The sequence below is a fragment of the Streptomyces monticola genome (assembly GCF_042665355.1).
GTDB lineage: Bacteria > Actinomycetota > Actinomycetes > Streptomycetales > Streptomycetaceae > Streptomyces > Streptomyces monticola.
The window spans coordinates 20,480-34,339 of record NZ_JBHTCF010000035.1; the positions used below are offsets into that span (position 1 = coordinate 20,480).

The window sequence follows — 13,860 nt, forward strand, 5'->3', positions numbered from 1 at the left end:
GGTGGATCGGGTGCTGCTTGCTGGTTGGCTGGTGCTGGTGGATCGGGTGCTGCTTGCTGGTTGGCTGGTGCTGGTGGATCGGGTGCTGCTTGCTGGTTGGCTGGTGCTGGTGGATCGGGTGCTGCTTGCTGGTTGGCTGGTGCTGGTGGATCGGGTGCTGCTTGCAGGCTGGCCGGTGTTGGTGGGCCGGATGTTGCTCGCTGATTGGCTGGTGCTGGTGGGCCGGGTGTCCGTGGTGTGCTCGGTGGTCATGCTGACGCCCCCGTCTTTGCTGGGCCCGGGTGGTGTACCGGGCAGTAGCCACGTCCTCTTCTACGGGTGCGGGGCCATGACCCGCAACGCGGCGGCAGGGGCCGCGGAGGCCTCCGGGAGAACCACCTATCAGAGTGATGTGGGCCTTGGGGGAGCTGGCATCGGAGGGGTCCGCACCGGGCTCCCAAGTGGCCTTTTGGAGCTCTGAGGGGCACCTCGATAGGGGACCCCACACGTATCCTGGGAGTCCTGAATTCCCTGTCCGACCCGTCTGACTCCGTCAGACCCTGTCAGTTTCTGTTCCACCAGTTCCTGTTCCACCAGTTCCTGTTCCACGACGACGAAAGCAGCGGCCATGCGCGTCTACGTACCCCTGACCCTCCCCGGCCTCGCCGAGGCGCACGAGGCGGGCGAGCTGGGCCCCGGGCCGCTGACCGCGTATGCCGTGACGCCCGCGCTGCGTGAGTGGTACGTGTCGGACGACATCGAGGAACTCGAGTACGCGGCGCTCAATCGGGCGGCGTCCGCCTCGCTGAGGATGCTCGCGGGCACGCCGTCGGCGGCACGCCGCAGGGTCGTCGTGGCCGTGGACGTACCGGATGCCGAAGCGGCCGTGGATCCCGACCGTGGCCTGGACGCGTCGGCGCTCGGCGAGGTGCGTCTGGCCCGTCCCGTGCCGTTGGCCAAGGCGGCCGCGGTGCATGTCGACGCCGACGACGCGGAGGCCGATGTCGCGGCTGCGGCGGCCGCGCTCGGCGCCGCGGACCAGGGCGACGACGATGCGCAGTTCACGGTGGACGGGGCGGAGGACCACGAGCTGCTGTGGTTCGCGACGCAGGAGATCCCGAACCTCGTCGGGTGAGGCCGGAGTTATCCACAGGCCCCGAGGCCTGTCGGGCCGGGCGGGTACCGTTTTGGACATGGGGAAGCAGCAAGCAGCACACATCGTCTGGGACTGGAACGGCACGCTGTTCCACGACATCGACGTGGTCATTCAGGCCACGAACGCCTCGTTCGCGGAGATAGGGCTGCCGCCGATCACGCTCGAGCGCTACCGGGACCTGTACTGCGTGCCGGTGCCGCGGTTCTACGAGCGGCTGATGGGCCGCCTGCCCACGGACGAGGAGTGGGCCGTCATGGACGAGGCGTTCCACCGGCATTACTGGGCGCTCGCGGAGGGGGCGGGGCTGGCCGACGGAGCGGGTGAACTCCTCGCCGACTGGCAGGCGTCGGGGCTGACGCAGTCGATGTGCTCGCTGGCACCGCACGACCGGCTGCTGCCGATAGTGCGCACCCACGGGATCGAGCACCACTTCATACGCGTCGACGGGCGTATCGGTAACTCGACCGCGGGCAAGGCCCAGCACATGGAGCGGCATGTGGCGGCGCTCGCGGCGGTGGACGCGGCGCGCACGGTGGTGATCGGGGACGCCGTGGACGACGCGGTGGCGGCGGCTCATGTCGGTGCTCTCGCCGTGCTGTACACCGGTGGGTCGCACAGCAGGGCGAGCCTCGCGGAGGCGGGGGTGCCCGTGGTGGACACCCTGGCCGAAGCGGTGCGTGAGGCGGCCCGCCTCGCCGCCTGAGAGTGAGGCCGTCCCGCCTCGCCGCCTGAGAGAGCCTGAGCTCGTGCGGCAGGCGGGCAGGCGGGCAGGCGGGCAGGCGGGCTCAGGCTGTCGGACAGCGGGGCGGGCGCGCGCTCACGGTCAGGTCAGGTCGCCGGCGCCTTCGCCCGCAGCACGGTCAGGAATTCGCGCATCCAGCGTGAGTGGTCCGGCCAGGCGCGGGACGAGACCAGAGTTCCGTCGACCACGGCCTCGGAGTCCTGGAAGGTGGCGCCGGCCGCCTGCATATCCAGTTCGAGGGCCGGATAGGCCGTGACTCGGCGGCCCGTCAGGCAGCCGATGGCCGCGGTGAGCAGGGGGCCGTGGCAGATCTGGGCCACGGGTTTGTCCGCGTCGAAGAAGGACTTGAGGATCTTGCGGAGCTCGGGATCGTTGCGCAGATACTCCGGGGCCCGGCCGCCGGGGATCACCAGAGCGGCGTACTGCCCGGGGTCCACTTCGGAGAAGGCGAGGTCGGCGGGCCAGGTGTAGCCCGGTTTTTCGGTGTAGGTGTCGAAGCCCGGTTCGAAGTCATGCACCACGAACTGCAGCTTCTTGCGGGCGGGGGCCGCGATGTGCACGTCGTAGCCCTCTTCGCGCAGCCGCTGGTAGGGGTAGAGCACCTCCAAGGACTCCGCCGCGTCACCGGTCACTATCAGGATCTTCGCTGCCATCGCCGCTCGCTCCCCTTGGCGTGATGCCGTTCGGCGTGATTCGGCCCGTGCCGTATGTGGGCGGGACCGTACCGTCGTCGGTCCGTGCCCGCCTTCGCCAACGTGCCTCCACCGGGGAGGTTTGCCAAGGGGGCGGCACTCAGGGGGTGGTCGCGTCGCTGTCCAGAGTGTCAAAGTTCGGCCCCTTCTTTTGTACACATACGGCCCATGACGTGGTCCCGGTGCGGGGCGATAGCCTTGTCTCGTGATCAGCGCGATATCCCTCGGGGGCAGTGCGGCCCCCGGCCTGTGCCCGGTGCGCCACCGTGCCCGGGTGATCGTCGCTCTTCAGGTGCGGGGCGGGCAATCGAAAATGGCCGATACAGCCCCGGTCACCTCACTTTCCGGCATACCGTCGACCGAGACCGGACACCCCGCGTCGCGGCGTTATGTCACTTCTCGCCACACTGGCGAAACCGACACTTCCTTCTACGTCACGCAACGGCGCGCGACAGGAGCCAGAGGACATGCAGACCAAGCTGGACGAAGCCAAGGCCGAGCTGCTCGCGCGGGCCGCCCGGGTAGCTGAGCACAGCCCGGTCGGGGGGCAACTTCCGACGGGGGCCACCACGGGGGAGAGTCCGGACCAGGACACCGTCCTCTCGTACCTCCAGCGCTACTACCTGCACACGGCCCCCGAGGACCTTGCCGACCGCGATCCGGTCGATGTCTTCGGTGCCGCCTTCTCGCACTACCGCCTGGCCGAAACCCGCCCTCAAGGAACCGCCAACGTCCGGGTGCACACCCCGACGGTGGAGGAGAACGGCTGGACGTGCTCGCACTCCGTCGTCGAGGTCGTCACCGACGACATGCCCTTCCTTGTGGACTCGGTCACCAATGAGCTGTCCCGGCAGGGCCGGGGCATCCATGTGGTGATCCACCCGCAGGTCGTCGTGCGCCGCGATCTGACCGGCAAGCTGATGGAGGTGCTCCCGGCGGGGGCGCCCACGGACGCGCATGACACGCTCACCGAGTCCTGGATCCATGTCGAGATCGACCGCGAGACCGACCGGGCCGATCTGAAGCAGATCACCAACGACCTGCTCAGGATCCTGTCCGATGTCCGTGAGGCCGTCGAGGACTGGGAGAAGATGCGCGACGCCGCGCTGCGCATCGCCGAGGAGCTGCCCAGCGAGCCGACCGCCGACGACCTGCAGAACCAGGAGGTCGAGGAGGCCCGCGAGCTCCTTCGCTGGCTGGCCGCCGACCACTTCACGTTCCTGGGCTTCCGTGAGTACGAACTGAACGAGGACGACTCGCTCGGCGCCGTCCCCGGCACCGGTCTCGGCGTTCTGCGCTCCGACCCGAAGCACAGCGGCGAGGACGCCCACGGCCACCCCGTCAGCCCGTCCTTCAACCGGCTGCCCGCCGACGCCCGCGCCAAGGCCCGTGAGCACAAGCTGCTCGTCCTGACCAAGGCCAACAGCCGCGCCACCGTGCACCGGCCCAGCTACCTCGACTACGTCGGCGTGAAGAAGTTCGACGCCGAGGGCAATGTCGTCGGTGAGCGGCGCTTCCTCGGCCTTTTCTCGTCCGCCGCGTACACGGAGAGCGTGCGCCGCGTTCCCGTCATCCGCCGCAAGGTGGCCGAGGTGCTCAAGGGCGCGGGCTTCTCGCCCAACAGCCACGACGGCCGTGACCTGCTGCAGATCCTCGAGACGTATCCGCGCGACGAGCTCTTCCAGACGCCGCCGGACGAGCTGCGCGCCATCGTCACCTCCGTGCTCTATCTGCAGGAGCGCCGGCGTCTGCGGCTCTACCTGCGCAAGGACGAGTACGGCCGGTACTACTCGGCCCTTGTCTATCTGCCGCGTGACCGCTACACCACCGGCGTACGCCTGCGGATCATCGACATCCTGAAGGAGGAACTCGGCGGCACCAGCGTCGATTTCACCGCCTGGAACACCGAGTCGATCCTGTCCCGGCTGCACTTCGTCGTCCGGGTCCCGCCGGGCACCGAGCTGCCCGACCTCGCCGACGCCGACACCGAGCGCATCGAGGCCCGTCTGATGGAGGCCGCCCGCTCCTGGGTGGACGGCTTCTCCGAGGCGCTGAACGCCGAGCTCGGCGAGGAGCGCGCCGCGGAGCTCCTGCGCCGCTACGGCAACGCCTTCCCGGAGGGCTACAAGGCCGATCACATCCCGCGCTCCGCCGTCGCCGACCTGGTGCACCTGGAGCAACTCACGCAGGGCGAGAAGGACTTCGCGCTCTCCCTGTACGAGCCGGTGGGCGCCGGACCCGGCGAGCGACGGTTCAAGATCTACCGCGCGGGCGGCCAGGTCTCGCTCTCCGCGGTCCTCCCGGTGCTGCAGCGCCTGGGCTGCGAGGTCGTCGACGAGCGGCCGTACGAGCTGCGCGCCAGCGACGGCACCACCGCGTGGATCTACGACTTCGGTCTGCGGATGCCCAAGCCATCGGGCAACGGCGACTACTTGGCCGATGACGCGCGCGAGCGTTTCCAGGAGGCCTTCGCCGCCGTCTGGACGGGATACGCGGAGAACGACGGCTTCAACTCCCTCGTCCTGGGCGCCGGTCTGAACTGGCGGCAGGCGATGGTCCTGCGCGCGTACGCCAAGTACCTGCGCCAGGCGGGCTCCACGTTCAGCCAGGACTACATGGAGGACACCCTCCGGTACAACGTCCACACCACCCGCCTTCTGGTGAGCCTCTTCGAGGCACGGATGTCCCCGGACCGCCAGCGCGCGGGGAATGAACTGATCGACGGCCTCCTCGAAGAGGTCGACGGCGCCCTCGACCAGGTCGCCTCGCTCGACGAGGACCGGATCCTGCGGTCCTTCCTCACGGTCATCAAGGCGACCCTGCGCACCAACTTCTTCCAGGAGGCCGGGGGCGGTCTGCCGCACTCGTATGTCTCCATGAAGTTCGACCCGCAGGCCATCCCGGACCTGCCCGCACCCCGGCCGGCGTACGAGATCTGGGTCTACTCGCCGCGTGTCGAGGGTGTGCACCTGCGCTTCGGCAAGGTCGCGCGTGGCGGTCTGCGCTGGTCGGACCGGCGCGAGGACTTCCGCACCGAGATCCTCGGCCTGGTCAAGGCGCAGATGGTGAAGAACACCGTGATCGTGCCGGTGGGCGCCAAGGGCGGCTTCGTCGCCAAGCAGCTGCCGGACCCGAGTGTGGACCGGGACGCGTGGCTGGCCGAGGGCGTCGCCTCGTACAAGACCTTCATCTCGGCGCTGCTCGACATCACGGACAACCTGGTGGCGGGCGAGGTCGTGCCGCCCGCCGACGTCGTGCGTCACGACGAGGACGACACCTACCTCGTGGTCGCCGCCGACAAGGGCACCGCGACCTTCTCGGACATCGCCAACGAGGTCGCGGAGTCCTACAACTTCTGGCTCGGTGACGCCTTCGCCTCCGGCGGCTCCGCGGGCTACGACCACAAGGGCATGGGCATCACCGCGCGCGGCGCCTGGGAGTCCGTGAAGCGGCACTTCCGGGAGCTGGGCCACGACACGCAGAGCGAGGACTTCACGGTCGTCGGCGTCGGCGACATGTCGGGTGACGTGTTCGGCAACGGCATGCTGCTCTCCGAGCACATCCGCCTGGTCGCCGCCTTCGACCACCGGCATATCTTCATCGACCCGAACCCGGACGCGGCGGTCTCCTACGCCGAGCGCCGGCGCCTCTTCGAGATGCCGCGCTCGTCCTGGGAGGAGTACAACAAGGACCTGCTCTCCGCGGGCGGCGGGATCTTCCCGCGCAGCGCCAAGGCCATCCCGCTCAATGCCCATATCCGCGAGGCCCTGGGCATCGAGTCGGGCGTCGCGAAGATCACTCCGGCCGAGCTGATGAAGGCCATCCTGCAGGCCCCGGTGGACCTGCTGTGGAACGGCGGCATCGGTACGTATGTGAAGTCGGGCGCCGAGTCCAACGCCGATGTCGGCGACAAGGCCAATGACGCGATCCGGGTCGACGGCGCGGACCTGCGCGTCAAGGTCGTCGGCGAGGGCGGCAACCTGGGCCTGACCCAGCTGGGCCGGATCGAGTACGCCCGCGCGGGCGGCCGGGTCAACACCGACGCGATCGACAACAGCGCAGGCGTGGACACCTCCGACCACGAGGTGAACATCAAGATCCTGCTCAACTCGGTCGTGACGGACGGCGACATGACGGTGAAGCAGCGCAACAAGCTGCTCGCCGAGATGACCGACGAGGTCGGCCGCCTCGTGCTGCGCAACAACTACGCGCAGAACACCGCCCTGGCCAATGCCCTCGCGCAGTCCCCGAGCATGCTCCACGCCCAGCAGCGCTTTATGCGGACCCTGGTGCGCGAGGGCTATCTCGACCGGGCCCTGGAGTTTCTGCCCACCGACCGCCAGATTCGTGAGCGGCTCGGCGCCGGGCTCGGTCTGACCCAGCCGGAGACGGCCGTCCTGCTCGCGTACACCAAGATCACGGTCGCCGAGGAGCTGCTCGGCACGGATCTGCCCGACGACAAGTATCTGCAGAGCCTGCTGCACGCGTACTTCCCGACGGCGTTGCGCGAGCGGTTCCTCGATCAGATCGACGCCCACGCGCTGCGCCGCGAGATCGTCACCACGGTCCTGGTCAACGACACGGTGAACGCGGGCGGCACCAGCTTCCTGCACCGTATGCGTGAGGAGACCGGCGCCTCCCTCGAAGAGGTCGTACGCGCGCACACCGCGGCCCGCGAGATCTTCGGGCTCGGCGAGGTCTGGGACGCGGTCGAGGCGCTGGACAACATCGTGGCGGCCGATGTGCAGACCCGGATCAGGCTGCACTCGCGGCGCCTGGTGGAGCGCGGCACGCGCTGGCTGCTCAACAACCGGCCGCAGCCCATCGATCTCGCCGAGACCATCGGTTTCTTCAGCGAGGGCGTGGCGCAGGTCTGGTCGGAGCTGCCGAAGCTGGTGCGCGGCGCGGACCTGGAGTGGTACCAGCAGATCTTCGAGGAGCTGACCGGCGCAGGCGTGCCGGAGGAGCTGGCGCAGCGGGTCGCCGGGTTCTCCTCCGCGTTCCCGACGCTGGACGTGGTGCTGATCGCGGACCGGATGGACCGGGCGCCGCTCGATGTCGCCGAGGTGTACTACGACCTCGCCGACCGGCTCTCCATCACCCAGTTGATGGACCGCATCAGCGCTCTGCCGCGTACGGACCGCTGGCAGTCCATGGCCCGCGCGGCGATCCGCGAGGACCTGTACGCGGCGCACGCCGCCCTCACGGGCGATGTCCTCGCGGTGGGCAACGGCACCTCGACCCCCGAGCAGCGCTTCAAGGCCTGGGAGGAGCGGAACGCGGCGATCCTGGGCCGCGCGAAGACCACCCTGGACGAGATCCATGGCTCGGACGCCTTCGACCTGGCGAATCTGTCGGTGGCGATGCGGACGATGCGGACGCTGCTGCGGACGCACAGCTGAGGCTGCTGTCGCTGTCGCTGGCGTATGGCTGGGGTTGCCGCGCTGGCGTACGGCTGAGGCATCGGCCGGGTAACTCCCGGCAGGGCCACCGAGCATCGGGCAAGAAAGTGCATTACTGCTCAAAGTGAACCAATCGGGCGTTCCGGCCATCATGGTGACCGGGGCGCCCGATTCGTGCGGCGCTCAGGTTCGTACGACCCGGAGAGTCCGCCGCAGATGACGCTCGGCAGCATAGTTTCGCCGCCCTCGCGGGAGCCTTCGCAGGAGCCGGAGGCCTCGCAGGGGCGGGCGCCCCAGGGCGATCCCGGAGATCCGTCGCGCCCGGGCCCGGTGCGCCGGAGGTCCGGTTCGCTGCGCCGTCGGCCTGTGACGATCCGTTTCGTACGCCATGAGGCGCATCTGGCGGCCGCTCTCTATCTCGCCGTCGCCCTGCTCGGCTTCGCGGTGCTCGTGCTGATCAACCACAAGCTGGGGCACGGCACCCAGGAACTGCTGCGCCGCTGGGACAGCGCCAACTATCTGGACATCGCCGAGCGCGGCTACCCCCGCGAGATCCGCTACCGCGCCGACGGTCTGCCCGAGTGGTCGCGGCTCGCGTTCTTTCCGCTCTTCCCGGCGCTGATCCGGGCGCTGCAGTTGTTCACCGGGCTGCCGTTTCCGTACGCGGGCGCGGTGGTCGTCTGGTTCGCGGCGGCGGTCGCCGCGGCGGGTGTGCACACGCTGGTGCGGTCGATCGCCGGGCGCCGCGCGGGATTCGCGTGTGTGGCGCTCTGGGCGTGCTCGCCCTGTGCGTTCGCGCTGTGGGTGCCGTACTCGGAGGCGGTCTTCAGCGCTCTGCTGATCTGGGCCCTGGTCGCCCTCCTCGCCAGGCGGTGGGTGACGGCCGGGGTGCTGTGTGCCTTCGCCGGACTGGTGCGGCCGACCGCGTCCGTCCTGGTGGGGGTGGTGATGGCCGCCGCCGTGTGGGAGCTGTGGCGGCGGCGCGGACAGTGGGGGCCGCAGGACTGGCGGCCGCCGGCCGCGGTGGCCCTGGCGCCGCTCGGTCTGATCGTCAGCTGGCTCTACATCGGCAGCCGGGTGGGACGGGTCGACGGCTGGTTCGAGGCGGAGCGGGCCTGGGGGCAGTCCTTCGACTTCGGGGCGGGCACGCTCGCGTTTGTGCGCAGGGCCGCCGCGTACCAGCACTTCGACGCGCGGCAGGGCGTGGTGCTCGCGCTGATCCTGCTGGCCGCGGCGGCCGTCGTGGCGCTCGTCCTCGACCGGTCGGTGCCGTGGCCGCTGGTGATCGCGCTGGCCGGGGCCTGGGTGCTGATGGTCGGCACGCCCGGGTCACCCTTCTCCAAGCCCCGCTTCATGCTGCCGTTCCTGCCGATCGCCCTGCTCCTCGTGGCCCGGCCGCTGGCCAGGGCGCCGTGGGCGGTGCGGCTGAGTCTGTACGGCTGCGGGGCGGTGTGCGCCGGGTGGTACGCGGTGGGGCTGCTCGTGGTCTTCCGGCAGTCGCCGTGAGGTGCCCGGCCGGGCCGGTGCGAGCAGTCGCTGTGACGTGAAGCGTGCTCAGCGGGTGGCCGCAAGTCGAACGGCACCGGCACGTGACCGCGGACGGCTGTTGCGGCCAAAAGGATGCCTCTGAGGACCAGAAACTTGCATGAATTTTGCAATATAGCTCTAAGTTCTCCATTTGGTCTAAAGTGGATCTGATTGTCCCGTAATTACGTGCATGGGAAGAGTGGATGACGGAAGCGATTCTGCTGGTCGGCGGGCAAGGCACTCGGCTGCGACCGGTCACGGTGAACACACCGAAGCCCATGGTGCCCGCCGCGGGGGTCCCCTTCCTCGCCCACCAGATCGCGCGCGCGGCCGCGGCCGGTGTCGACCACATCGTCATGGCGACCTGCTATCTGGCCGAGGTCTTCGAGCCGTACTTCGGTGACGGCTCGGCGTACGGCATCACGCTGGAGTACGTCGTCGAGGACGAGCCGCTGGGTACCGGCGGGGCCATCCGCAACGCCGCCGAGCGGCTGCGCTGCGGGCCCGACGAGCCGGTCCTGGTGTTCAACGGCGACATCCTCACCGGCCTCGACATCAGCGGCCTCGTCGACACCCACAGGCAGATGGACGCCGATGTCACGCTGCACCTGGCCAAGGCCGACGATCCGCGTGCCTTCGGCCTGGTCCCGACGGATGTCGACGGGCGGGTCACCGCCTTCACGGAGAAGCCGCAGACGCCCGAAGAGATCGTCACCGACCAGATCAACGCCGGCTGCTATGTCTTCCGGCGCTCGGTCATCGACACCATCCCCAGCGGGCGCCCGGTCTCCGTGGAGCGCGAGACGTTTCCCTCGCTGCTCGCCGGCGGTGCCCACCTGCACGGCAAGGTCGAGAACACCTACTGGCTCGACCTCGGCAAGCCCGAGGCCTTCGTGCAGGCCTCGGCCGATCTGGTCCGGGGCGTCATCGACTCCCCGGCCGTTCCCGGGCGGCGCGGCGAGGCCCTGGTGCTGCCGGGCGCGCAGGTCGCCGAGGACGCCAGGCTCGCCGACGGCACCGTCATCGGGGCGGGGGCCCGGATCGGGGCGGGTGCCGTGGTGCAGGGGTCTGTCGTGCTCGACGGTGCGGTCGTCGCCTCCGGCGCCCATGTCGACGAGAGCCTGGTCGGCGCGGGTGCCTCCATCGGCCTGCGTACGCGGCTGCAGGGCGCGGTCATCGGTGACGGCGCGCGCGTGGGGGCCGACAACGAACTCAGGGCCGGAGCCCGTGTGTGGTGCGAGGCAGTACTGCCCGACGCCGCGCTGCGGTTCTCCTCGGACCGATGAACCCGCGACCGGTCGACTCGGCGACGGCACCGATGAACCCGGCGACGGCACCGACGAACCCGGCAACAGCACCGATGAACCCGCCGACGGCACCGATGAACCCGGCCCCCATGAACCACCCCGTGAAGGGCAAGCGAGTGAACCATCAGATCCACGCCTCCCAGGCCGCGAAGCTCCCGGCCGGCTGGGCCGACACCGCGCTGACCGTCGTCATGCCGACGTACAACGAAGCGGGCAATCTTCCGGTCATGGCCGAGTCGCTGATGGCGCTCGACCTGCCGGGCCTGAGCCTGCTCGTCGTCGACGACTCCAGCCCGGACGGCACCGGTGAGCTCGCCGAGACCCTCGCGACCCGCTACAACCGCGATGTCGAAAGCGGCGCGCGTCCCCGGATGAGCGTCCTGCACCGCACCGAGAAGAACGGCCTCGGCCGTGCCTACGCCGCCGGTATGAGCCAGGCCGCGGAGCAGGGCGCCGCGTACGTCCTGCAGATGGACGCCGACGGCAGCCACCCGGTCGGCAAGGTCGGCGAGATGCTCGGCGTGGCCCTGGCCACCGGCGCCGGTGTCGTCGTCGGCAGCCGCTACGTCCCCGGCGGCACCCTCTCCGACGCCTGGGGCGCGCACCGTAAGCTGCTCTCGCGCTGGGCCAACGCCTACGCGAGCGCCATCCTCGGCACCCGCGTCCGCGACATCACCGGCGGCTTCAACCTGTGGCGCGGTGACGCCCTGCGCGCCATCGACCTGGCCTCGGTCGGCTCGGCCGGATACAGCTTCCAGGTCGAGATGAAGTACGCGGCCCTGCGCCGCGGCTTCAGCGTGATGGAGGTGCCGATCCACTTCGAGGACCGCACCGTCGGTGAGTCGAAGATGAACCTCGCCGTGCAGCTGGAGTCCATGGCGATGCCGTGGAAGCTGCGGGCCCGCTCGCGGGGCAGCCGCTGACCTCCTCAACTCGCGCCCACGACCGACGACTTGGTGACCCCTCTGCCATGACCACGATGCCCGACACTCTGCCCGCCCCCGCCCCGGCGGGACCGCCCCCGCCCCCGCAGGCACCCGCGCCCGCGCCCGCGGCCGGGGGGCCGCTGCGGGTGCGCCTGCGCCGGCTGTTCAAGGAACTCGTGAAGTTCGCCGTCGTCGGCGGCAGCGGCGTCGGCGTGAACTTCGTCGTCTTCAACCTGCTGCTCCACGGCCTGAACTGGGGCCCGATGACGGCCACGGTCCTGGCCAGCTGCGTCGCCATCTGCACCAACTACCTGGGCTTCCGCTTCTTCGCGTACCGGGACCGGGCCTCGCGCACCAAGCAGCAGATCGTGCTGTTCTTCGTGTTCAGCGGTATCGGCGTCGCCGTCGAGAGCGGCCTGTTCTACGTGGCGTACCACGGCGCGGGCATGGACGGTCCGCTCGGCTCGAATATCGCCAAGGCCCTGTCCATCGTGCTCGCCTCGGCGTTCCGTTTCCTGGTCTACCGGACCTGGGTCTTCCAGCACGACGCGCACCGGGGCCATGCTGCACACCGCGACTGAACCCACGCGGGCGGAGGCCGCCACGGCCGCCGCCCCGATCGAACCGGCCGCCGGCTCCCGGCCCGCCCGCGCCGTGCTGCGCGCCGCCATGGTGCTGCTCGGCGGGCTGCTGCTGCTCCTGGTGGTGCGGCTGCCGTGGATCGGCGACCTCGGGGTGCACGCGGCGACGATCGAGCGCCTGCGCACGGATCTGCTCGACCCGGGCAACCCGATGGTCGCCGCCGACACCGACAGCCCCTACTACTCGCCGTGGATGGTGCTGCTCGGCGCCTTCGCGAAGGTGACCGGGCTCGGCACATTCACGGTGCTGCGGCTCGCGGCCCTGGTGAGCCTGACGCTGCTCGGCACCGGCGTATGGCATTTCGTACGGAGGTTCACGGCGCGCCGGGCGGCGGCGCCGCTCGCGATCCTGTGCCTGCTGTTCCTGTGGGGCTCGCAGGTGTTCGCCTGGAGCGGCTTCCTCGGCCTCGGCTCCCTGGCCCTCACCCTCGCCTACCCCAGCACCTTCGCGCTCGCGCTGTCCTTCCACTTCTGGGCGCTGCTCTCCAAGTCGCTGCGCCACGGCGGCAGCTGGAGCCGGTTCCTCGGGCTCGGTCTGATCTGGGCGGTGATCCTGCTCAGCCACCAGTTCTCCGGAGTGGTCGCCACGCTCGGCGCCCTCGGCGTACTGCTCGGGGCGCGGCCCTGGCCCACCAGGGCGACCTGGCTGCGGCTCGGCGGCGGCATGGCCGTGGGGCTCGCCCTGCTCGCGGCCTGGCCGTACTACTCCTTCTTCTCGCTCTTCGGCGTCGGCGGCCTGGAAGAGATCCACCGCTCCCTCTACGTCGACACGCTGCCGCGCCTCGGCTTCGTCCTGATCGGTGTCGCCGCACTGGTCTTCCGCTGGCGCCGCGACCACCGCGACCCGCTGGTGATCTTCTTCGCCCTCGGTGCGGCGATGGTCGCCGCGGGCGCTCTGACCGGGCACTGGTCCTGGGGCCGCGCCCTGCCCGCCGCGGTCATCCCGGCCCAACTGGCCGCCGCCATAGCGGCATTGGAGGGCGGTACGCGACTGCTGCGCAACGCCTTCGCGGCCGTCACGGGCATCGCGCTGCTCGCCGGCGCCTGGACGCAGTCGGGGACGCTCGGCTATGTCGTACGCTCCGACGCGCTGCCGCACGCGGTGCGCGAGAAGACCAAGAACTCCTGGGCGGGCTACCAGTGGATCACCCCCTGGGTGAACTACGGCGACACCGTCATGACGACGCGCCGCGCCGCCCGCCAGATCCCGGCGTACGGCCCCTACACCGTCGCCCCCGGCTACCCGGACTTCTTCCTGCCGGACGAGGAGGAGCGACTCGCCACGGTGAAGCGCTACTTCGCCGCCGGCAGCTCCCGCGCCGACCGCCTCGACGCCCTGCACCGCTACCACGCGCAGTGGATCGTGCAGTGGAAGAGCGACGGCGGCCTCGCCGCCGACGACCCGGCCCTGCGGAAGGTGGCCACTGGGCCGAACGGCCAGGTGCTGTTCGAAGTGGTGGGCTGAGCGCTCCGCCACGCCTCACCACG

Annotated in this window: 10 protein-coding genes; 9 read left to right on the forward strand and 1 reads right to left on the reverse strand. The window is 70.1% G+C overall.

Features of this window, described 5'->3' with window-relative positions:
- The 3 genes from ACFQVC_RS40550 to ACFQVC_RS40560 all read left to right on the forward strand — a co-directional run.
- Positions 1–460 (forward strand): hypothetical protein (locus tag ACFQVC_RS40550; RefSeq protein ID WP_381841119.1); only part of this gene is annotated, 460 nt, incomplete at its 5' end.
- 147 nt (positions 461–607) lie between these two features.
- A complete protein-coding gene (locus ACFQVC_RS40555; RefSeq protein WP_381841122.1) occupies positions 608–1,114 on the forward strand; it encodes a DUF6912 family protein in 507 nt (168 codons plus the stop codon).
- A 58-nt stretch (positions 1,115–1,172) separates the two neighbouring features.
- Entirely contained in the window at positions 1,173–1,838 is a 666-nt protein-coding gene (locus ACFQVC_RS40560; RefSeq protein WP_381841125.1) for an HAD family hydrolase, read from the forward strand.
- A 125-nt stretch (positions 1,839–1,963) separates the two neighbouring features.
- Here ACFQVC_RS40560 and ACFQVC_RS40565 read toward each other — a convergent pair whose 3' ends face one another.
- Positions 1,964–2,530, reverse strand: coding sequence for a DJ-1/PfpI family protein (locus ACFQVC_RS40565; RefSeq protein WP_381841128.1), 567 nt, complete (start codon positions 2,528–2,530; stop codon positions 1,964–1,966).
- A gap of 506 nt (positions 2,531–3,036) precedes the next feature.
- Between ACFQVC_RS40565 and ACFQVC_RS40570 the strand changes: the two genes are divergently transcribed.
- The 6 genes from ACFQVC_RS40570 (at position 3,037) to ACFQVC_RS40595 (ending at position 13,837) form a co-directional block, all read left to right on the forward strand.
- Entirely contained in the window at positions 3,037–7,971 is a 4,935-nt protein-coding gene (locus ACFQVC_RS40570; RefSeq protein WP_381841131.1) for an NAD-glutamate dehydrogenase, read from the forward strand.
- Between the two features lie 366 nt (positions 7,972–8,337).
- The gene (locus ACFQVC_RS40575; protein ID WP_381841134.1) at positions 8,338–9,477 is read left to right on the forward strand and encodes a mannosyltransferase family protein; all 1,140 of its coding nucleotides are present in this window, start codon (positions 8,338–8,340) and stop codon (positions 9,475–9,477) included.
- Positions 9,478–9,701: 224 nt separating this feature from the next.
- Positions 9,702–10,784, forward strand: a complete 1,083-nt coding sequence (gene manB, locus ACFQVC_RS40580; protein ID WP_381841137.1) for a mannose-1-phosphate guanylyltransferase — start codon at positions 9,702–9,704, stop codon at positions 10,782–10,784.
- A 212-nt stretch (positions 10,785–10,996) separates the two neighbouring features.
- Positions 10,997–11,728: a polyprenol monophosphomannose synthase gene (locus ACFQVC_RS40585; RefSeq protein ID WP_381841196.1), complete on the forward strand. Its 732-nt coding sequence runs from the start codon at positions 10,997–10,999 to the stop codon at positions 11,726–11,728.
- A 47-nt stretch (positions 11,729–11,775) separates the two neighbouring features.
- Positions 11,776–12,312, forward strand: a complete 537-nt coding sequence (locus ACFQVC_RS40590) for a GtrA family protein (protein ID WP_381841140.1) — start codon at positions 11,776–11,778, stop codon at positions 12,310–12,312.
- Positions 12,293–13,837 (forward strand): hypothetical protein, encoded by a 1,545-nt coding sequence (locus ACFQVC_RS40595; protein ID WP_381841143.1) that lies wholly within the window; start codon positions 12,293–12,295, stop codon positions 13,835–13,837. The genes ACFQVC_RS40590 and ACFQVC_RS40595 overlap by 20 nt, the downstream gene beginning before the upstream one ends.
- Positions 13,838–13,860: the final 23 nt, after the last annotated feature.

What these genes read in the sequence shown, in the direction of transcription:
- ACFQVC_RS40595 (WP_381841143.1), top strand. Translation starts at nt 12,293, where the DNA reads ATGCTGCACACCGCGACTGAACCCACGCGGGCGGAGGCCGCCACGGCC.
- ACFQVC_RS40565 (WP_381841128.1), bottom strand. Translation starts at nt 2,530, where the DNA reads ATGGCAGCGAAGATCCTGATAGTGACCGGTGACGCGGCGGAGTCCTTG.
- ACFQVC_RS40590 (WP_381841140.1), top strand. Translation starts at nt 11,776, where the DNA reads ATGACCACGATGCCCGACACTCTGCCCGCCCCCGCCCCGGCGGGACCG.
- ACFQVC_RS40570 (WP_381841131.1), top strand. Translation starts at nt 3,037, where the DNA reads ATGCAGACCAAGCTGGACGAAGCCAAGGCCGAGCTGCTCGCGCGGGCC.
- ACFQVC_RS40585 (WP_381841196.1), top strand. Translation starts at nt 10,997, where the DNA reads ATGCCGACGTACAACGAAGCGGGCAATCTTCCGGTCATGGCCGAGTCG.
- ACFQVC_RS40560 (WP_381841125.1), top strand. Translation starts at nt 1,173, where the DNA reads ATGGGGAAGCAGCAAGCAGCACACATCGTCTGGGACTGGAACGGCACG.
- ACFQVC_RS40555 (WP_381841122.1), top strand. Translation starts at nt 608, where the DNA reads ATGCGCGTCTACGTACCCCTGACCCTCCCCGGCCTCGCCGAGGCGCAC.
- manB (WP_381841137.1), top strand. Translation starts at nt 9,702, where the DNA reads ATGACGGAAGCGATTCTGCTGGTCGGCGGGCAAGGCACTCGGCTGCGA.